The organism is Bianquea renquensis (genome assembly GCF_014384895.1).
GTDB classification, from domain to species: Bacteria; Bacillota; Clostridia; order Lachnospirales; family Bianqueaceae; genus Bianquea; species Bianquea renquensis.
Window position 1 is genome coordinate 93,900 of the sequence record NZ_JACRSQ010000004.1, and the last position, 20,819, is coordinate 114,718.

The window sequence follows — 20,819 nt, forward strand, 5'->3', positions numbered from 1 at the left end:
AGAATACCATATGGAGGTGGAAGCCATGAGAAATGTACCCATCAATTATGCAGAAACGATCCTGGAGCCTTACTGGGACAGCGGAGAGTCCTATCCAGACAACGAGAAGTACTCGGTGCTTCAAAATTATCAGGTTTGCTATCATGAGGCGGCAGCCAAAATTTTCCCGTATTGGTGTGGTGTTCGCATCGCCATTGAACAGCAGCTGGGGGAATCCCCCATCATTATGGAAAGGGATTGTGACGTCGATCTCGCCGGATACGATGAACTGCGAGTATTTGCAAGCTTCCCCAAAAATCTGACATACCGGCTGTACGGGGAAATCGACGGGGAGCAACGGCTGCTGATCCATGCGGTCGGGGATGATGACACGACGGAATATGTGGGAACCTTTTCAGGGACAAAGCTGACCCATCTCCGGTACGAGTTTCAGAAGACGGGGAGTGAGTCGTGCGCGGGTTTGCTCTGTTGGCTGGGCTTGGCGAATCGGGCGAAACGGGAAGAGTTGGAGGCTGTCAAAAGCCCGTACGATTCTCAGTGGGAGGGCTGCTTTGCCGAGACATATGAGATTAAGCCGATGCTGGGAATCTATTTCGATGAGGATGAATTGCCCGCCCTTCGGAAAAAGCTGACAGATCCCTTGTACGCTTCCGCCATGAAGACATTGCGCCAAGAGGCGGAGGAGGCCATGAAGCTGGAGCCGGAGGCGGATATTCAGACCTACATCGGCAGTTCTGACCACCGATGGATTCGAAATCGGGACTGGAACCGGCCGGTTCTGAACCTTGCCATGGAGAAGCTGGCGTTTGTCGGAATCCTGGACGAGAATATTCCCATGTTAAAAATGGCCTGCCGGATGGCGCTGTCCGTCGCACACAGTCAGTATTGGTGCGAAAGTTTCATGGGGGTATTTCCCGGCGCAACCTGGCACCACCGCTCCTTTACGGAGGAGGTGCTCTTGAAGGCGTGTGCAAAAGTGCTAGATTGGGCCGGCGCCCTTTTGACCTGGCACGGACGCCATATCCTCTACGATGCCATGATCATGAAGGGGCTGCCAAGATTGGAAGCGGACTTTAAGACCGTCTCCTATATCCGGCATATGAATCAGGGCATCGTGTTCAACGTGGGCCGAATCGTGGGACTGCTGGCTTTGGTCCATCCATATCCCCGCTATGAGTCCTGGCTTCTGGATGCGGAGAAAGATATGAAGGAGATGATCGACAGCTATGTCGCCTCCGACGGGGGAACGCCGGAGGGGCCAGGGTATTGGAATTACACCTTCTCCAACGCCATGACGGGTTTATATCTTCTCGCCCGGTATCACCACAAGACCTTGAAGGAATACGTGTGGGATACCATCCGGAAGACCGCCGACTTTGCGCCCAACATGCTCAGCGACCAGATGGAAGGGTGTGCGACAATCCCCTTCAACGACGGGCATTCACAGCCATTTAAGCCCATCGTCAGCGCTTTGTTCTGCCAGGTCTCGGACGATCCCAGGTGGAAACGTCTGTATGAACATGCTCTGTCAAGCCAGACGGCGGAGTCGGATCTTGATTTCCTTATCATGTCGCCGCAGCTGGAGAGGCAAGAGAAGAAGCCTGTCAGCGGGGAAGGATTTGCGTCCTTTCCAGTCACTGGCTTGATGAACCTCCGGCAAAAATCGGAGCTGGGCATGATCCATATCAGCGCTTTCAGCGGCGTTTCCTATTTTGCTCATTACCATGAGGACAAGGGCTCTTTCCTGTTGGAGGTGGATGGAAAGCCGATCCTCATTGATCGAGGCGTTTGTACATACTCCAATCCCTATGTGGCCACGATTGGAGGCGCCGACGTCCATAACCTGTTCTATCCGGAATCCAACACAGGTTTCCGGTATCACCAGAAAAACTCCGGCGCTGCCAAGGTGACGGAGGCGAGCTTCCAGAACGGAATCCTGCGATACCGAACGGAATTGCAGGATATCTGGGAGGAGGGAATCATGACGCATTGCAGCCGGAGCCTATATTCTGAGGATCCCTGTGTATATTGGATCGCAGATGAGGCAGACTATATAACGCCCCACAGAGCTAGCTTTCGATTAAACACGAGGGGCGAGATCCGTCAGAAAAATGGGTATTATACCATTGTGGAAGCTGGAATTCAGGTCAGCGTGTATCCCATTGATTACCAACCTCAGGATGTGTGGTGGGGACCGGAAGGGTACGATGAGACCATGGACAGCGTCAATCAGCTGCGGCTCTATTTGGACAGAGGGCTACGGCACAGGATCCGCACTGTCATTGAGGTATCGGCAGTTGGGGAAGAACAGGTGAAGGTTTTGCCGGACGGCAAGATTCAATATAAGCAAAAAATATACTCATTTTGAAAGGACAAAACACATGGATAGGTTTGCACAGATTGCCAAAGAAGGCGTATCCGTTCAGGAACGGGGACTTATCATACCGGAGCCGGAAAAGAAGGATGTCATTTTCCTACAAAATATTTCGGATGCCAGGTATCAGTTTACGCCTTTGAAAAAAATGGACTCAGAGGAAGAATTGAGCGAAGCGCTGCTGGCTGCTAGGAAAGAGTACAGACCGTATATGCGGGATCTGGCCCCAGAGATGGAGGAACTGCGGGAACGGATGCCGATTCAGCGCGCTGGTTGGAGAATCCAGACGAAAGCGGATCAGCAGGATTTCCAGGGAGTGTTGGACGGAAAGGGACAGTGGGAGGAAGTACAGCTCCCCCACTATGGCGCGCCGGTTGGCAAAGCTACCACATTCTATCGGATGTGCTTTGATTTGACAGAGTCCATGGCAAGCAAGGATGCGATCTATTTGTGCTTCAAGGGTGTGGACTATAAAGCTGCCGTGTACGTGAACTACCGGTTCGTCGGCTCCCACGAGGGCTTTTTTGCCCCCTTTGAATTCCAGATTACAGACTTTGTCCGTGAAAAGGACAATGTGCTGCTGGTTGTGGTGGAAAATGACGCCGTGCACTCTGATGGAGGAGAGAAGATCTACGCGGCAACGGGCCTGGGATTTGATGACAGCAAGGTGGGCTGGCATCACTGTCCGCCAGGGATGGGGATTTATCAGGAGGTTTATGTGGAAGGGCGTTCGGCCGTGTCGATTGCGGATATTTTTGTTCAGCCCATGGAGAACTTGGAGGATGCAAGCTGCTGGATTGAGGTCAGCGCCGCCAGTGCGATGAAGAAGAAGGTCCGCCTGGAGCTATCCCTATATGGACAAAATTTTGACGAGACGGTGTTCACGGCGCTGCCCTACGACCCATCCACCAACCTGGAGGTCGGCCTGGGAGATTCCTTGACGGAGGCACAGACAAAGGCAGACGATGTGTATCATAAGCCGATGCCGCTTTTTGTCCAACAGGGGCGCAATCGGTTTGCGGTCCCGTTCCATATTCCGGGCGCAAGGCGTTGGAGCAATTCGAATCCTTGGCTGTATCAAGTCCAGGTTCGACTGCTGGACGAAGAGGGAAAACTTCTGGACTGCCGGAAACAGCAATTCGGGATGCGGTATTTTTCTATGGATACTGAGGGGGAGCGAAAGGGACGGTTCGTTTTCAATGGAGAGACGATACGCCTGCGGGGCGCAAACACCATGGGCCATGAGCAGCAGTGTATCTATAAGGGCGATATGGAGCAGCTTATGGATGACATACTGCTGGCCAAAATATGCAACATGAATTTCCTCCGGATTACACAGCGGCCTGTTCAGCCAGAATTCTACGACTATTGCGATCGACTGGGCCTGATGCTTCAAACGGATTTTCCATTATTCGGAGTATTGAACCGAGAAAAGTTCTGCGAATGCGTTCGGGAGGCGGAAGAGATGGAGCGGCTGATTCGGTCTCACGCCTGCTGTATTTTGGTCTCTTATATTAACGAGCCATTTCCCAATGCCAACAATCAGCCGCACCGCTGTCTGGAGCGCAAGGAGCTGGAGGAGTTCTTTACCGCTGCCAACATCGCCGTCCATCTACAGAACCCGGATAGGGTTATCAAGCCCATCGATGGAGATTACAATCCACCGGAGGAGACATCCCTTCCAGATAATCACTGTTATCCCTGTTGGTATAACGGACATGGCATTGATATCGGCCGTCTGTACAAGGGCTATTGGATGTATGTTAAACCAGGCTGGTATTATGGATGCGGAGAATTTGGGGCTGAGGGGCTGGACCCTGTGAGCGTCATGCGAAAATACTATCCTTCAGAATGGCTGCCGCAGACGGAGGACGAAGAGGCGAGTTGGTCGCCGGAAAAAATCGTGGGAGCGCAGACAGGAAGGTTCCACTATTTCTTCTTCAAAACGCCGACGAGTTTAGCCCAGTGGGTAGAGAAAAGCCAGGAACACCAGCGGTTTGCGACGCAGATTATGACGGAAGCATTTCGGCGGGACAGCCGTATGAATACCTTTGCGATTCATCTGTTCATTGACGCGTTCCCCTCGGGCTGGATGAAGACCATCATGGATGTGGAGCGGCGGCCAAAACCAGCGTATTTTGCCTATCGGAATGCGTTGGAGCCGGTTCTTGTCAGTCTCAGAACCGACCGATTCACCTATTTTGCTCAGGAAACAGCACATGTAGAATGCTATATCTGCAACGATACAAACGAATATTTGACGCAGTGTTGGCTTCAGTATTATGCGGTCTGTGATGGCAAAGTGCTCATGTCGGGGCGACATCCGGCTAAGATCGGCGCTTGTACTAGCCAATTTCAAGGATATATCACCGTCCCCATGCCGTCCGTATCGAAAAACGGGCGAAAAACGGTGACGGTGGTAGCAGGCCTGTTCGACGGGGCAGGGCGTTTGCTTCAGGATGCGTCCCAGGAATTAACCGTTTTTGGTGCCGCGCGGGACTCTCTTCTCGGGATTCCGCTGGATTGGCACAAGCCGCCGCTCTTCATTCTGGGCAATGAGGGCAAGGCCAGCGCGCTGTTGCAGGACATGGACCTGGAAGCCCAGCCCTTCCCCTCGACTTCCCCTCAGGAAGCGGGTGTGATCGTCGTCGATGACTACCTTGCATATGCGGCGAGAAAAGACAGCATCGACGCCTGGGTTCGCGGCGGCGGACGGCTTGTATTTCTGGAGCTGCCAACAGGCCGGTACCAGATTGCCGATGACACTGTGGAAGTACGGCCATGCCCGATGTTGCCGGTGCATTTTGCCGCTGTCGAGGATGTCCCCTTCATGGAAGGATTTGAAGAACAGGATTTCCGCTTCTGGTATGATGAACAGGCGGAGTATATTACGCCTCTCGCTGAGTACGTCGTGATCGGTGAAAATTTCGACCGGCTATTGGGGGGAGCTACGGCAGGCGATCGAGATCATTGGACGAGCGCCCACATCGCGGCTATGAAAGAGTGCGGAAAGGGCCGGATCATTCTGTGCGAGCTCAAGTTGCCCGGCAGGGTAAACAGCAATCCCGCGGCTAAGCGATTTGCAGCGAAGCTCCTGGAGAACTAGAACACGAATTTGGAGCGATGTGGAAGAAATAGTTGACATCCACCGAAAAACCCAGTATAATAAATCCATCTAAACACAAAAAAGGCTGGTGCACACAAGTGGACGACGTTCCCGTGGAAGATTCGGATTCTGATAAACGGACGATAGACTGCTGAGAGAAAGACGAGGCATATGGTTTCGCCATATGTCTGGTCTTTTTTGTGTTTGAACAGACTATGAAATGGAGTTGAAGGAATTACATGGGGAGTGACATAATCCTGATCATCGTACTGGGGCTCTTGATATTGATGTCTGCATATTTTTCCGCTACAGAGACAGCGTTTTCCAGTGCCAACCGGATTCGGCTGAAAAGTATGGCAGGAGCGGGCAATAAAAGAGCGGCGCTGGTCCTCAAAATGTCGGATAATTTTGACCGGCTTCTGTCCACGATCTTGATCGGCAATAACATCGTCAACATCGTGGCAACATCGCTGGCCACGGTGTTATTCACCAGGCATTGGGGAGATATGGGTGTCACGCTGTCCACTGTGGTGATGACGGTCCTTGTGTTGATATTTGGAGAGATATCGCCCAAAAGCTTGGCGAAGGAGTCACCAGAGAAATTTGCCATGTTCTCAGCGCCAATTTTAAAGGTCATTATGATTCTTTTGACGCCGCTGAACTGGCTGTTCATGAAGTGGAAAAAACTCTTGTCGAAGCTTTTCAAAAACAAGGATACCCAGTCCATGACGGAGGAAGAGCTGATGACCATCGTCGAGGAGGCGGAGGAGGACGGCGGAATCGATGAGCATGAGGGAGAGCTCATCCGATCGGCTATAGAATTTAACGATGTCAGCGTTCAAGATATTTTGACGCACCGTGTGGACCTGATCGCCATCGATGATGAGATGAGCAATGAAGAGATCAAGGAAGTATTTTTGAACAATGGCCTGTCGCGGCTTCCTGTCTACAAGGATACCATTGACCATATCATCGGTGTGCTTCATGAAAAAGACTTTATGGCGTTTCTCAACAAGGGCGGCACAGATTATCACAGCGTGATCCAACAGGTTTTGTTCATCCCGGAGAATATGAAAATTTCCAATCTCCTGCGGTCACTGCAAAAGTCAAAAACCCATCTGGCGGTGGTCGTCGACGAGTTTGGTGGCACGGCTGGCATCGTGACGATGGAAGATATTTTGGAGGAGTTGGTCGGGGAGATCTGGGATGAGCATGACGAGGTTGTGGAGACCTTTCAGAAGCTGGACGAGGTCACAACCCTAGTCAATTGCAGCGCTGACCTGGACGATCTATTTGAAGTGCTGGATATTAAGCAAGACCCGGACTCCTTCGACTCAACCACGGTAAGCGGGTGGGTTATGGAGGAGTTGGACCGTCTGCCGGAAGAAGGAGACTCCTTTGCATTTGAGGGGTATCAGGTTACCGTCATGAAGGTGGATGACCGGCGCGTGGCGCAGATCAAGGTTGTCAAAGAGGTACAGGTGTCTCCGGAAGAGGAGTAGAACATTAAACGAAGGCTGTTTGGAATTAGAAAAGACAATTCTCGAGAGGCGGGCCTCAAACAGAATTGTCTTTTCATCTTATGCTATAGAAAAATCCGAAAGTATTTACACCGAAATCTCCGCGAGGGCCGTTTTGAGCTTGATGATTTCGTCCCGAAGCTGGGCGGCCTCCTCAAAATGTAAGTCGGCGGCAGCTTTGCGCATTTCCTTTTCCAGCTTTGCGATTGCCTTGAGAAGCTCCTCCTTCGACATGGATTCCGGATCCTTTTCCAAGCTTTGGGGCTGGCCCTCCTCGTCCACGGCCAGGGTGGCCCGGATGACGTCGCGGACTTTCTTCTTGATCGTCTGCGGGATAATGCCGTGTTCCTTGTTGTATTGATCCTGGATCTCCCGGCGACGGTTGGTCTCCGAGATGGCGCGCTCCATGGAGCCTGTCATGGTGTCGGCGTACAGGATGACTTTGCCGTCCACATTTCGGGCTGCGCGGCCGATGGTCTGAATCAGCGATGTCTCCGACCGCAGAAATCCCTCCTTATCCGCATCCAAAATGGCGATGAGAGAGACCTCTGGAATATCCAATCCCTCGCGCAGCAGATTGATGCCCACAAGAACATCGTAGACGTCGGTGCGCAGATCGCGAACGATCTCCAGCCGTTCCAGTGTATCGATATCGGAATGGAGATATTGAACTTTGACGCCGGCCTCCTTCAGATATTTTGTCAAATCCTCGGACATACGCTTTGTCAAAGTCGTCACCAAAATTTTTTGTTTCCGAGCGATGACCTGACGGATCTCCTGGAGTAGATCGTCGATCTGTCCTAACACAGGCCGTACCTCCACCTGAGGGTCCAGAAGTCCGGTGGGTCGGATAATCTGCTCTGCCATGAGCTGCCCATGGGCATATTCATAGGGACCCGGGGTTGCGGATACAAACATCATCTGATGGATTTTGCTCTCGAACTCTTCAAAATTAAGAGGGCGATTATCCTTAGCCGAGGGGAGACGAAAGCCGTAGTCCACCAGGGTTTCCTTTCTCGATTGGTCCCCGTGGTACATGCCGCGGACCTGAGGCAGGGTGATGTGGGACTCGTCCACGATGATGAGAAAATCGTCCGGAAAATAGTCCAGCAGCGTGTAGGGGGTGCTTCCGGCCTCCCGGCCCGACAGATGCCGGGAATAATTTTCGATACCGCTGCAAAAGCCCGTTTCCCGCATCATCTCAATGTCAAAGTTGGTGCGCTGGGCCAGACGCTGGGCCTCCAAAAGCTTATCGTTCTCCTGGAACTCTCGAAGGCGCATTTCCAGCTCCTCCTCAATGCGGGAGATGGCGCCCTCCATTTTCTCTGGCGCGATGACATAGTGGGAGGCGGGAAAGAGGATCATGTGTTCCCGTTTGCCTAAGATCTCGCCGGTGAGGGCATCCACCTCGGAGATGCGCTCCACTTCGTCGCCAAAAAATTCCACCCGGTAGGCGATGTTCTCCTCCGATATGGGGATGATCTCCAACACGTCGCCCCGCACGCGGAAGGTCCCGCGCGTTAGGTTCATGTCATTGCGGGAATACTGTAGATCCACAAGGCGGCGCAGCACATCGTCCCGCTCCCGAATCATGCCAGGGCGCAGGGAGAGGACCATGCTGTTATAGTCGATGGGGTCTCCCAAGCCGTAGATGCAGGACACGCTGGAAACGATGATGACATCCTGTCGCTCTGCCAACGCAGCGGTGGCAGAGTGGCGAAGCTTGTCGATCTCATCGTTGATGGCAGAATCCTTTTCGATAAACGTATCGGTCTGAGGCACGTAGGCTTCAGGTTGATAATAATCGTAGTAGGAGACAAAATATTCTACGGCGTTGTTAGGGAAGAATTCCTTAAATTCACTGTACAGTTGGGCCGCCAAAGTTTTATTGTGAGCCAGCACTAAAGTCGGCTTTTGTAACTGTTCAATCACGTGTGCCATGGTAAAAGTTTTGCCGGACCCGGTGACCCCCAGCAAAGTCTCAAATTTGTTGCCTTTCTGAAAGCCTTTGACCAATTTTTCAATAGCCTGGGGCTGGTCTCCGGTGGGCTTAAATTCTGACACCACTTTAAAATCCATTTTAACCTCCATTCTGGAGCGCTAGCGACGAGGCGAAGAGCTATCTGTGACGCTCCGGCACAAATAGCCACACGATTCCTCCTCCCGGTGCAGGCGAACTTATTTTCTTATTATATCCTGAACAGTACAAAATTGCAATCCCTAAAAAACATATGTTTGGCTCATGTCACGGGGCAGCGTGTGTCGGGGGTGAAGTTTTTCGCTGACATCTCTTGACGAAAAAAGAGAAATACTGTATAATCGAGAAGAACGTTTGTTTGGATATCGCAATGGAAATCTATAGAATAAGTAGAGGATACGTCATGGATGAATATATTCATATTAAGGGAGCGAAGGAACACAATCTGAAGGATTTGGATGTAACCATTCCACGGAATCAGTTCGTCGTGCTGACTGGACTTTCCGGTTCGGGGAAGTCTTCCTTAGCTTTTGACACTATCTTTGCAGAAGGACAGCGGCGCTACATGGAGTCGCTGTCCTCCTACGCCAGACAATTTTTAGGACAGATGGAGAAGCCGGATGTTGAGTCCATCGACGGTTTGTCCCCCGCGATCTCCATCGACCAGAAGACCACATCCCGCAATCCACGCTCCACTGTCGGAACGGTTACGGAGATTTATGATTACCTGCGGCTTTTGTACGCGAGAATCGGGATCCCACACTGCCCCCAGTGCGGCCGTGTTATCGAGAAGCAATCGGTGGATCAGATGGTGGATCAGATTCTATCTCTGCCGGAGGGAACGAGGATCCAGCTGTTGGCGCCTGTGGTTCGAGGAAGAAAAGGGCAGCACACCAAGCTTTTGGAGCAGGCAAAACGCTCAGGCTACGTGCGAGTTTATATCGATGGCAGTCTCTATCAGTTGGATGAGACTATCGAGCTGGATAAAAATAAAAAGCATTCCATTGAGATCGTTGTGGACCGTCTCGTGGTCCGCGAAGGCATCGCGAAGCGATTGACCGATTCCATCGAGACGGTTTTGAAGCTGTCGGATGGACTGCTCATGGTGGATATAGGCGGACAAGAGGAGCGAAAGCTATTTAGCCAGAGTTTCTCCTGTCCTGACTGTGGCATCAGCATTGATGAGCTACAGCCCCGGCTATTTTCCTTCAACAATCCCTTCGGCGCCTGCCCGGAGTGTACAGGCTTGGGTATGCAGATGAAGTTCGACCCAGAATTGATCATCCCCAACAGGGATCTATCTCTGGCGGAGGGGGCCATTGTGGCCCCAGGGTGGGGTTCCGCCGGCCACGATGACAGTTATGCCGGAAAGCTATTAGGAATCCTCTCCAAAAAATACGGATTTCGGTTGGATGTCCCAGTCCGGGAGTTGAGCCCGGAGGCGATGGACATCCTCCTGAACGGTACCGGATCGGAGAGGGTGGATATGATCTATGAGGGGCGGTTTGGAACCCGCGAGTATTCCACTCCCTTTGCCGGTCTGTTGGGCAATATGAAGTACCGGTATCAGGAGTGCAGCGAGTCCATGAAGGCGGAGTATGAGAGCTTTATGACACAGACGGAATGTCCTGTCTGCCATGGGCAACGGCTCAAACCGGAGGCACTGGCTGTCACCATCAACGACAAAAATATTTCCGAAGTGACCAGCATGTCCATTCGGGATGCGAAAGTATTTTTTGATACGCTCAAGCTGACAGAGCGGGAAGAGATGATCGCCTACCAGATTTTAAAAGAGATTCGAGCGCGCCTTGGCTTTTTGTTTGATGTCGGTCTGGATTATCTCACGCTGTCAAGAGCCGCGGGGTCATTGTCCGGCGGAGAGGCCCAGCGAATTCGGTTAGCCACGCAGATTGGCTCCGGGTTGATGGGGGTTCTGTATATTTTGGACGAGCCCAGCATCGGACTTCACCAGCGGGACAACGCGAAGCTGCTCAAGACGCTGACGCATCTCCGGGACCTGGGGAATACACTCATTGTGGTGGAGCACGATGAAGAGACGATGTTCGCGGCGGATCATATCGTGGATATCGGTCCGGCAGCCGGCATCCACGGCGGAAAGCTGGTATGCCAGGGCACGGTGGACGATATTATGAAATGCCCGGATTCCCTTACGGGGGATTACCTGAGCGGAAGGAAAAAGATCGAAATTCCAGGGGAGCGCCGCAAGCCGGATGGGCGGTGGCTGGAGATTAAGGGGGCCAGGCAAAATAATCTACAGGGCACAGATTTCAAAGTGCCACTGGGAGTCTTTACCTGTGTCACAGGCGTATCCGGCTCAGGGAAGAGCACGTTCGTCAATGAAATCCTGTATAAGGTTCTGGCAAGGGACCTGAACCGAGCTAGGGTCAAACCGGGACGGTACGCCAGTATATCAGGGTTGGAGCATTTGGATAAGGTGATTGATATCGATCAATCCCCCATCGGCCGCACGCCGCGGTCGAATCCTGCCACCTACACCGGCGTGTTTGACATGATTCGGGATTTGTTTTCGACGACCCAGGAAGCCAAAATGCGCGGATACCAGAAGGGCAGGTTTAGCTTTAACACCAAAGGAGGGCGCTGCGAGGCGTGTGCTGGGGACGGGATCATCAAGATTGAGATGCATTTTTTGCCGGATGTGTATGTCCCCTGCGAGGTGTGTCACGGCAAACGCTATAACCGGGAGACCTTGGAGGTTAAATACAAGGATAAATCCATCGCCGATGTGCTGGATATGACGGTGGAGGAGGCGCTGAGTTTTTTTGAAAACGTGCCTAGGATCCAGTCAAAGATCCAGACGCTCTATGACGTTGGATTATCGTATATCAAATTGGGACAGCCGTCCACAACCCTGTCCGGCGGGGAGGCACAGCGAGTTAAGCTGGCGACAGAACTTTCCCGGCGCAGCACCGGCAGGACGATCTATATTTTGGACGAACCGACGACGGGGTTGCACTTTGCCGATGTCCATAAATTAGTCCATATTCTTCAAAAATTGGTGGAAGGCGGCAACACCGTGCTTGTGATTGAACACAATCTGGATGTGATCAAAACGGCGGATTATCTCATCGATCTGGGGCCGGAAGGCGGAGACCGTGGCGGCCAGGTGATCGCCTGTGGGACTCCTGAGGAGATCGCACAGGTGCAGGGCTCCTATACGGGGCAATTTTTGAAGCCGATTCTGGAACGCGGGTATTAAGCCATGCCAAGATGAAGGGAGAGGCTGAATATGATGAATGAAGAAACTTTGGCGGCTTTATTGGAAAAGGTAAAAGAAGGAGAGGTCAGCGTCGAGGAGGCAGTTTCGCAGATGAAAACGCTTCCGTTCACAGACCTGGGGTATGCAAAGATTGACAACCACCGGGCCATCCGGTCCGGATCCCCGGAGGTCATCTATTGTGAGGGAAAGTCGCTGGAGCATATCCGGGGGATTGTCCGGCATATGCTGGATTATAAAGAAGAAAACATCATGGCCACCCGTGCGGGTCGGGATGTATTTGAGGCAATTCGGGACGTCACAGATGAAGCGGTTTACTACGATAAGGCGCGAATCGCTGTCATCAAGCGGAAAGAAATTCAAAAAATTCCGGGGGGGATCGCTGTTGTGACCGCCGGATCCGCGGATATCCCTGTGGCCGAGGAGGCGGCGGTCACGGCTGAGGTTCTGGGCAATTCGGTAGAGCGAATCTACGATGTGGGAGTTGCAGGAATCCATCGACTGTTCGCCCGTTTGGATCAGATTCGAAAGGCAAATGTGATTATCGCCGTTGCAGGCATGGAAGGGGCGCTGGCGAGTGTGCTGGGCGGGTTGGTGGATAAACCCCTGATTGCGGTTCCCACTAGCGTCGGATACGGCAGCAGTTTTCACGGGCTCTCTGCCCTGTTGACGATGCTGAACAGCTGTGCCGCTGGGATCGGTGTCGTCAATATTGACAATGGATTTGGCGCCGCGTATTTGGCAAACAATATCAATCGGATCAATCGGAAAGGGTACGGAGAGCATGAATAAAATTGTCCTCTTAGACGCAAAGACATTGGGCAGCGATTTGGATCTGACTTGCTTTGAGCGCTTCGGACAAGTCACCATCTATCCATTTACCAGGCCGGAGCAAGTGTTGGAGAGATCGGCGGGATGCAATGTGGTCATATGCAATAAAGTCGTGTTTGCGGAAAGGGAGATGCGTGCACTTCCGCAGTTGGAGCTGATCTGTGTGACAGCCACGGGCACCAACAATATCGATTTACGGGCCGCCGCCCGACTGGGAATCGCAGTATGCAATATTAAAGGGTATTCCACGGAGAGCGTAGCACAGCACACCTTCGCCATGCTCTTCTATCTGCTGGAGCACAGCCGGTACTATGACGAATATGTGAAATCCGGTGCCTATACAGGGGACGAGATCTTTACCCATTTCGCCAGAACTTTTCACGAGTTGAGCGCTCTGCGGTGGGGCATCGTCGGACTGGGCGCCATTGGACGGCGTGTCGCACAGCTGGCAGCGCTGTTCGGCGCTCAGGTGATGTATTATTCCACCACCGGTCTCAATGCCAGTGGGGAGGGCGAATATACCCGAGTCGATAAGGAGACGCTTTTGAGGGAGAGCGATATTCTCTCAATCCATGCGCCGCTCACTGAGCAGACGAAAGATTTCCTGCGGTATGAGGAGATGTGTCAAATGAAACCCACAGCCATCCTTTTAAATTTGGGGAGAGGTGGAATTGTGCGGGAGGCGGATCTAGCCAAGGCTTTGGAGGAAAGGCGCATTGCTGCGGCCGGGCTGGATGTCCTTGAGCAGGAGCCAATACAGGCGGAAAATCCCCTTCTGAGGATTCAGGACAGCGACCGGCTGCTCATCACGCCGCATATCGCGTGGGCCAGCATTGAGGCGAGGAATCGAATGACAGGCGAGATCATGCAGAACATGGAGAGCTATTTTGCGGGGGGAAGGCGCAATCGGGTCGATGGATGAGCCAATTGTTTACTATGGCGTCGAGCCAGCCACCTTCATCGAGCGCCCCAATCGATTTTTAGCTAAGGTTCGTCTGGAGGATGGACAGCCGATAACCGTCCATGTCAAAAATACAGGGCGCAATAAGGAACTGTTAGTGCCAGGCGCTGCCGTCTATCTCGAAAAGGCGACCACAGAAGGACGAAAGACACCGTATTCGCTGATTGCGGTGGAGAAGCAATTGCATGGAGGACGCTCTCTTCTTGTCAACATCGATTCTCAAATCCCCAATCGGGTGGTGCAGGCTGCTGTGACAGCTGGCCGGATTCAGGAGATCGGCAGGCCGGACGTGCTGCGGCGGGAGGTCTCCTTTGGCAACTCCCGCTTTGATCTCTATTTTGAGGGAGCTGGTTCAAAAGGATTTATTGAAGTCAAAGGTGTCACGCTGGAGATGGATGGACATTGCTATTTCCCAGATGCTCCGACACAGCGTGGACGAAAGCATGTGGAAGAACTGATCCGGGCGGTTCGGGAAGGATACCGGGGAGTTCTTTTGTTTTGTCTCCAGATGGAGGGGATGCTCTCGGTCAGCCCCAACGATTCGACAGATCCGGAATTTGGGCGGGTACTCCGAAATGCGCAGCGCCAAGGAGTGGAAGTGCTTGCCTATGACTGTGCGGTGGGGCCGGACCGGATTAGCCTGCGGGAATCTGTGCCGGTGGCGTTATAAAGATTCATAGTTTATTCATTAAAATCCATCGAAATCATCTTAACAAATCGACCAGTCTGTGTTACAATACAAGAGACTGTGCAGATTCCACCGAATAAGAAGAGTTAAAATAAGGAATCCTACGGAAGAAGAGAGGAGGATGCCATATGATGGCTCGATTTACGAACCAAGCGGAGAGAGCGTTAGAATTGGCAACGGAAGCGGCGCGGGAGTTCCAACACGGTTATGTTGGAACAGAGCATATATTATTAGGATTGATTCGCGAGGGCAACGGGATCGCGGCAAAAGTCCTGGAACAGGAAGGGATCACCGATGAGCAGGTGACCATGATGATCCAGAAGCTGGAGATGGAGGGCGGCCATACGACGGATCAACCGGACTGGACCCCGAGGAGCAAGAGAATTATCAGCAATAGCGCCCAGGAAGCCGTCAGAATGGGAACGGTGTTTATTGGAACGGAGCATTTGCTCATTGCCTTGCTGAGAGAGAGGGAGAGTTTGGCTGTACGCTTTATTTTAATGCTGAATGTAAGTCCACAAGCGCTGTATCAGAAGATATTGCAGGGATTGCAGGGCGGAACAGCGGCCACCATGGAAGACGGAGGAAAGGCGAAACAAGCGGGGGCGGTGAAGCCGTCCAGCAATACGCCCACCTTGGATAAATTCAGCCGGGATTTTACCCAGCTGGCGAGGGAGACAAAGTTTGACCCGATCATCGGGCGGGAGAATGAGATTCAGCGGGTCATCCAGATACTGAGCCGTCGGACGAAGAATAACCCCTGTCTCGTGGGAGAGCCGGGTGTCGGCAAGACTGCGGTTGCGGAAGGACTGGCACAGAAGATAGTAGCCGGGAACGTGCCGGAAAGCATTAAGAACAAGCGGGTCGTGAATCTGGACATGGCGTCTATGATCGCGGGATCAAAGTACCGCGGAGAGTTTGAAGAGCGCTTGAAGAAGGCCATGGAAGAGATTCGCACGGCTGGCGATGTGATCCTGTTCATCGATGAGCTTCACACCATCATCGGCGCCGGCGCCGCCGAGGGCGCGATGGATGCGTCAAACATTCTCAAGCCAGCGCTGTCGAGAGGCGAGATTCAGCTCATAGGCGCTACGACGCTGGATGAGTACCGCAAGCACATTGAGAAGGATGCGGCGCTGGAGCGCAGATTTCAGCCGGTCACGATTCAGGAGCCCACGGAGGAAGAGGCGATCTCAATCCTTCAGGGGTTAAAGGATAAATATGAAGCCCATCACAGCGTCCGTATCACGGACGAAGCGATAGAGGCGGCGGTGAAGCTTTCTGCCCGGTACATCACCGACCGGTATCTGCCGGATAAAGCCATCGACCTCATCGATGAGGCGAGCTCGAAAGTGCGTCTCCGTGTCTTTACAGCGCCTCCGGCCATCAAGACCATGGAAGAGCGGCTGGAAGAGCTGGCAAAGGAGAAGGAAGCGGCCGTTTCGGTGGAGGACTTCGAGCGCGCCTGTGACATCAAAAAGAAAGAGAAAGAGCTGAGCGATGAGCTGGAGAAGGCGAAGTTGGTCTGGCAAAGAGAGAACAATAAGGCTGAGGATATCGTCGATGAACAGGAGATTGCGGATATTGTGTCCAGTTGGACTGGCATCCCGGTGAAGCGGTTGGCACAGGAAGAGAGCGAGCGGCTTCGACACCTGGAGGAAACCCTTCACCAGCGCGTCATCGGGCAGGAGGAGGCGGTCAGCGCCATTGCGAAGGCTATACGGCGAGGACGTGTTGGGCTGAAAGACCCGAAACGCCCCATCGGTTCCTTTCTTTTCCTCGGCCCCACCGGCGTTGGCAAGACGGAGCTGTCCAAAGCACTGTCTGAAGCGCTGTTCGGCGATGACAATGCTCTGATCCGAGTGGACATGTCCGAATACATGGAGAAACACACGGTCTCCAAGCTGATCGGATCACCTCCGGGCTATGTCGGGTATGAGGAGGGAGGACAGCTCAGCGAGAAAATCCGGCGCAAGCCGTATTCCGTCCTCCTGTTTGATGAGATTGAAAAAGCACACCCCGATGTCTTCAATATCCTATTGCAAGTGCTGGACGATGGGCATATCACAGATTCCCAGGGCCGCCGGATTGATTTCAAAAATACAGTCATCATCATGACGTCCAATGTGGGAGCGCGCAATATCGTGTCCCCTAAGAAACTGGGTTTCACCTCCGGTGAGGATGCGAAAAAAGATTACGCGGATATGAAGAAGAATGTGATGGATGAGGTTAAGAAACTGTTCCGGCCGGAGTTTCTCAATCGAATTGATGAGATCATCGTCTTCCATCAGCTGACCCAGGAGAATATTCGGGATATCGTAGGGATTATGTTCAAACAGCTGGCAGCGCGAGTGCAGCAGAACGCGGGCATTCAGATTGAGCTGACATCGGAAGCGGCTGCTTTTCTGGCGAAAGAGGGATTTGACGCCGTATTCGGGGCTAGGCCTTTAAGGAGAGCACTGCAAAATCAGGTGGAAGACGCCCTGGCCGAGAAGATCTTGGCAGGAGAGATCCGGGAGGGGGACTCCGTCCGGATTGACCTGCAAAATGGCGCGCTCGTTTTCAACAGCGCGGTTGTATCAGAGTAAACAAAAAGAGCCTGCGCGATGGAATCGCAGGTGTAAAATCAGGAGGGTATAGATATGTCGGTAATCACGGAGTTAATCCGTCAGGAGCAGGACGGTACCATCAGTTTTGGCAATTACGAGGCTGCGTCGAAACAAAAGCTAGCGGATTTCGAAGTCGATGGTGATCTATATTACATCAAGACGTACCGCGAGATCACCAGAGTCGAAAAAAACGGGAGTCTGTTGCTGGAGTCGATTCCTGGCTGCACCGTCCATCATTTTGCCAATGACGGGTACAGGGTAACGTTTTCCCTGGAAACGTATCGGGACACGACAGTCACGCTGGAGCTGGAGAGCGATAGGGAGTACAAGATCTTCATGGACGATGAAGAGGTGGACAAGGTGAAGGCTAACTTGGCGGGGAAAGTCACCTTCAGCACAGAAGCGATTGAACAGTCGATTCAGATTCGGATTGAAAAGATCTGAGGAAGCCGATGGCAAAGAAAAAAGAGACGTATCTCTGTACGAGCTGTGGATTTGAGAGCGGCAAATGGATGGGACAGTGTCCTCAGTGCAAGGAGTGGAATACGTTGGAGATCGCAGCGGCGCCAGCAGGCGCCGCTGCTTTGACGAGTCCCTTAAAATCCATCAAGCCGTCGGACAGCATCAAAAGACTGGGAGAAGTGCCGGTGGACACCAACAGCCGGATTGTGACAGGAATTGGAGAATTTGATCGGGTGATGGGCGGTGGAATCGTAAAGGACTCTATCACAATTCTGGCGGCCAAGCCAGGCGCGGGGAAATCCACGTTGCTCTTGCAAGTGGCGCAGGATGTGGCGGCTCAGGGACTCCGAGTGCTTTATGTATCCGGGGAAGAAAGTGAAAGTCAGATTCGAAGAAGGGCGGGGCGCATTCTGGAGAAAATCCATGAGCAGATCTGGGTGCAGTCCACAGCCAGTATGAATGAAGTTTTGGGCGCCATCTATTCCGTGAATCCGCAATTGGTGATTGCGGACAGCATTCAGACCTTCGCGCTGGAAGACTATCCTTCGCGCCCAGGGTCCCCCACACAGACCATCGAATGTACCAACTGTCTGCTGCAAGCGGCAAAGAATCCAGAAGCTCCGAGGGCGGTTCTCATGGCGGGACAGTTGACCAAGGAGGATGAGCTTGCGGGTGTCAGAGCCCTGGAACATATGGTCGATACTGTCCTCTATATGGAGGCAGAGCAGGGGGAAGATCTGCGCGTCTTAGCGGCGACAAAAAATCGATTTGGAAGTACAGGGGAGATGGGGTTTTTTACCATGGAAGAAAAAGGGCTGGTTCCCATCGATAATCCCTCTGAATATTTTATGACCCGCCGCGACCCAGGACAAGAAGTGTCCGGCAGCGCCATAACCGTAGTCCGGGAAGGAACTCGGCCCATGATCGCAGAGATTGAAACCCTTGTGTCCCAGAGCTTTACACCGTACCCCTCCCGCATCTCCGACTGTATGAAAAAAGACCAGCTCAACACGCTGATCTCCATTCTGGAACAGAGAGGGGGAATTCCTCTGTATGATAAAAATGTGGTTGTCAAGACGACAGGCGGGCTGAAGCTTTCACAGCCGTCCGTCAATCTGGCCTTGATCGCCTCTCTCGTTTCCTCCGTAACAAAAAAGGGAATCCCATCCGATACGGCTCTCATTGGAGATGTGGGATTGACCGGCGAGCTAAAGCGGGTCCCATCATTGGAAATACGCCTTCGAGAGTTAGATCGGATGGGATTTCGGCGGGTTTTTCTTCCCTACGGGTCTCTCCGCAAAGAATCGGTTGCAAAGTTTCCCAATTTAGAGGTGTTCCAGCTAAAAACCCTTTCAAGTGTAATTCAGAAGATATTTGGCGATCTTAAAAGGTCGTTTTAGAGGTCAGCAGGCGGGTTGCGCCGTGCCGTCTTACGCATTCGTTGAGGCCCGCCAAATGCTGTTCTTGGCAGTGGCCGTATAGAGTGACGCTTTGTCCCTGATCTTCATCCCGCCAATCGCCGAGACTATCTGCAAGGGCAGAGATGGCGGCAGGCGGCACAGAATAGGAAGAAGCGGCACTCGTCATGGCGGGGTCCCATCCATATCCGAGACCGATGGGCAGCAGCATGGAGGAGGATAGCGCCGCGGCGGCTGTAGTGGCAGACGCCTGCCCATACAGGTCCAGAGTGTGCCGCTCATTTTTTTCAGTCGGGCGGGATTGAATTTGAACATCCTCCACAAGGCCGCGCTCCCTCAGGCGGCCATACGCTAAGTCGGCCTCATCAGGATCCTGAAAAAATGCTTTGAAGGTGTATCGCATCATGGTACCTCCTTTCTACGTTAAGAAAACGATCCAATGTATCGACCTGCACAGTCGGATACATGTCTAGTTTGTCAAATCCATCGGGTCTCATCCTGTCAATTTCATGGTTTGTTTACAATTTTTTTCAACTTTATCTCTTGCAATCTGAAGGCGTATACAGTAAACTACTGTATTATAGTGGACGCGAGGCACAGAAACTGTCCCAAACTTGAGAAGGCGGTGTCAGGCTTTGTTAAAATATGAAAAAGAAAAAGAAAAAGCAGCGTTTAAAAAAATGACATTTAAAGAAAAAGCCGGTCATATTGTGATGTATTACCGATACCACATTTTGATCGGGATTGCTGTCATCGCCATTTTAGCATGGGCACTGAATCATTATATTATCAATCCCCCCAAAAAATCTTCCTTGACGCTTCTGTTTCACACCTCTGTCATGGATTCAGATAAGGTGCCGGACGTGCAGCAAGCGCTGAATGAGGCGTTTCCGGAGCTGTGCACGGAGGATAAGGAGGTGCAGATTACGACGCTGGCCACAGCATCCGGCGGCGACCCACAGGTGGAATATGCCACAGTCATGAAAGCCATGGCCATGGTGTCCGCGAAGGAATTGGATTTGATCATCGCGGACAGAGAGACGGGGTTGGATGATGTGGCGTCTGAGTATCTCAAACCGCTCCATGAGGTCTTTACCGAGGAGGAGATGGCTCGATTGCGTGAGTTGGCGGATCAGCAAGTTCAGGTTGACGAGGATGAGGACGGAGAGGAAAGGGAGTCGGGGATCGTCGAGGCGGAGCTCGTCACGACGGATATCGATACCGATGAGGAGATCGTATCCGGCCCCTATCCATATCTGATCAATATCTCCAACAATGAGACGATTCGCGAGATTTTTTACGATCAGGACATTTACGTGGGAGTCGTGGTGAATGCCACCAACGTGGAAGCTGTGAAAGAGATGATCTGGTATCTGCTATCGTCTCCCAATTAAAACGAAGAGGAGCTATGGAAAAACGAGAATTTTAAACCGCATATGGCACTATGGTCAAAAGAAATTCCAGGGAGCCGGCATAAAATTCTGTTTTGCTGTAGCCTCCTCTTTTTTTCCCCAAAAGTGGAGAATAATTTTCATAAAAAGTTAGAAAGGCGATAATTCGCATTGACAAGAATACGCGAAAAAGGTAAAATAAACTGGTATGGGAAGGGAATAACA

At 52.3% G+C, this 20,819-nt stretch carries 13 protein-coding genes; 11 read left to right on the forward strand and 2 right to left on the reverse strand.

Going from position 1 to position 20,819, the window contains the following annotated elements:
• The first annotated feature begins 25 nt into the window (after positions 1-25).
• The 3 genes from H8730_RS04325 (at position 26) to H8730_RS04335 (ending at position 6,982) form a co-directional block, all read left to right on the forward strand.
• Complete coding sequence (locus H8730_RS04325) at positions 26-2,368, forward strand: heparinase II/III domain-containing protein (RefSeq protein ID WP_177719260.1); 2,343 nt, start codon at positions 26-28, stop codon at positions 2,366-2,368.
• A 13-nt stretch (positions 2,369-2,381) separates the two neighbouring features.
• A complete protein-coding gene (locus H8730_RS04330) occupies positions 2,382-5,480 on the forward strand; it encodes a glycoside hydrolase family 2 protein (RefSeq protein ID WP_177719259.1) in 3,099 nt (1,032 codons plus the stop codon).
• 239 nt (positions 5,481-5,719) lie between these two features.
• Entirely contained in the window at positions 5,720-6,982 is a 1,263-nt protein-coding gene (locus tag H8730_RS04335) for an HlyC/CorC family transporter (RefSeq protein WP_177719258.1), read from the forward strand.
• 105 nt (positions 6,983-7,087) lie between these two features.
• Here the strand turns inward: H8730_RS04335 and uvrB are convergent, their stop codons facing one another.
• Entirely contained in the window at positions 7,088-9,079 is a 1,992-nt protein-coding gene (uvrB, locus tag H8730_RS04340) for an excinuclease ABC subunit UvrB (RefSeq protein ID WP_177719257.1), read from the reverse strand.
• Between the two features lie 302 nt (positions 9,080-9,381).
• Here uvrB and uvrA point away from each other — a divergent pair, with 302 nt between their 5' ends.
• The 7 genes from uvrA to radA all read left to right on the forward strand — a co-directional run bounded on the left by uvrA (position 9,382) and on the right by radA (position 19,185).
• Complete coding sequence (gene uvrA / locus H8730_RS04345; RefSeq protein WP_249289450.1) at positions 9,382-12,216, forward strand: excinuclease ABC subunit UvrA; 2,835 nt, start codon at positions 9,382-9,384, stop codon at positions 12,214-12,216.
• 33 nt (positions 12,217-12,249) lie between these two features.
• Entirely contained in the window at positions 12,250-13,026 is a 777-nt protein-coding gene (gene larB, locus H8730_RS04350; protein WP_249289498.1) for a nickel pincer cofactor biosynthesis protein LarB, read from the forward strand.
• Positions 13,019-13,987 (forward strand): D-2-hydroxyacid dehydrogenase, encoded by a 969-nt coding sequence (locus H8730_RS04355; protein ID WP_249289452.1) that lies wholly within the window; start codon positions 13,019-13,021, stop codon positions 13,985-13,987. Before larB ends, H8730_RS04355 begins: the two co-directional genes overlap by 8 nt.
• On the forward strand, positions 13,980-14,696 hold the full coding sequence (gene sfsA / locus H8730_RS04360; protein ID WP_249289454.1) for a DNA/RNA nuclease SfsA: 717 nt from the start codon (positions 13,980-13,982) through the stop codon (positions 14,694-14,696). Before H8730_RS04355 ends, sfsA begins: the two co-directional genes overlap by 8 nt.
• A 146-nt stretch (positions 14,697-14,842) precedes the next feature.
• Positions 14,843-17,302, forward strand: coding sequence for an ATP-dependent Clp protease ATP-binding subunit (locus H8730_RS04365; RefSeq protein WP_249289456.1), 2,460 nt, complete (start codon positions 14,843-14,845; stop codon positions 17,300-17,302).
• Positions 17,303-17,356: 54 nt separating this feature from the next.
• Positions 17,357-17,767 carry an endosialidase gene (locus H8730_RS04370; RefSeq protein WP_249289458.1) on the forward strand — a complete coding sequence of 137 codons (411 nt, stop codon included), beginning with the start codon at positions 17,357-17,359 and terminating at the stop codon, positions 17,765-17,767.
• Positions 17,768-17,775: 8 nt separating this feature from the next.
• A complete protein-coding gene (gene radA / locus H8730_RS04375; RefSeq protein ID WP_249289460.1) occupies positions 17,776-19,185 on the forward strand; it encodes a DNA repair protein RadA in 1,410 nt (469 codons plus the stop codon).
• Here radA and H8730_RS04380 read toward each other — a convergent pair.
• A complete protein-coding gene (locus H8730_RS04380) occupies positions 19,169-19,609 on the reverse strand; it encodes a hypothetical protein (RefSeq protein ID WP_249289462.1) in 441 nt (146 codons plus the stop codon). The genes radA and H8730_RS04380 overlap by 17 nt on opposite strands.
• Before the next feature lie 229 nt (positions 19,610-19,838).
• Between H8730_RS04380 and H8730_RS04385 the strand changes: the two genes are divergently transcribed.
• Positions 19,839-20,597 carry a hypothetical protein gene (locus H8730_RS04385; protein WP_249289464.1) on the forward strand — a complete coding sequence of 253 codons (759 nt, stop codon included), beginning with the start codon at positions 19,839-19,841 and terminating at the stop codon, positions 20,595-20,597.
• Positions 20,598-20,819 lie beyond the last annotated feature (222 nt).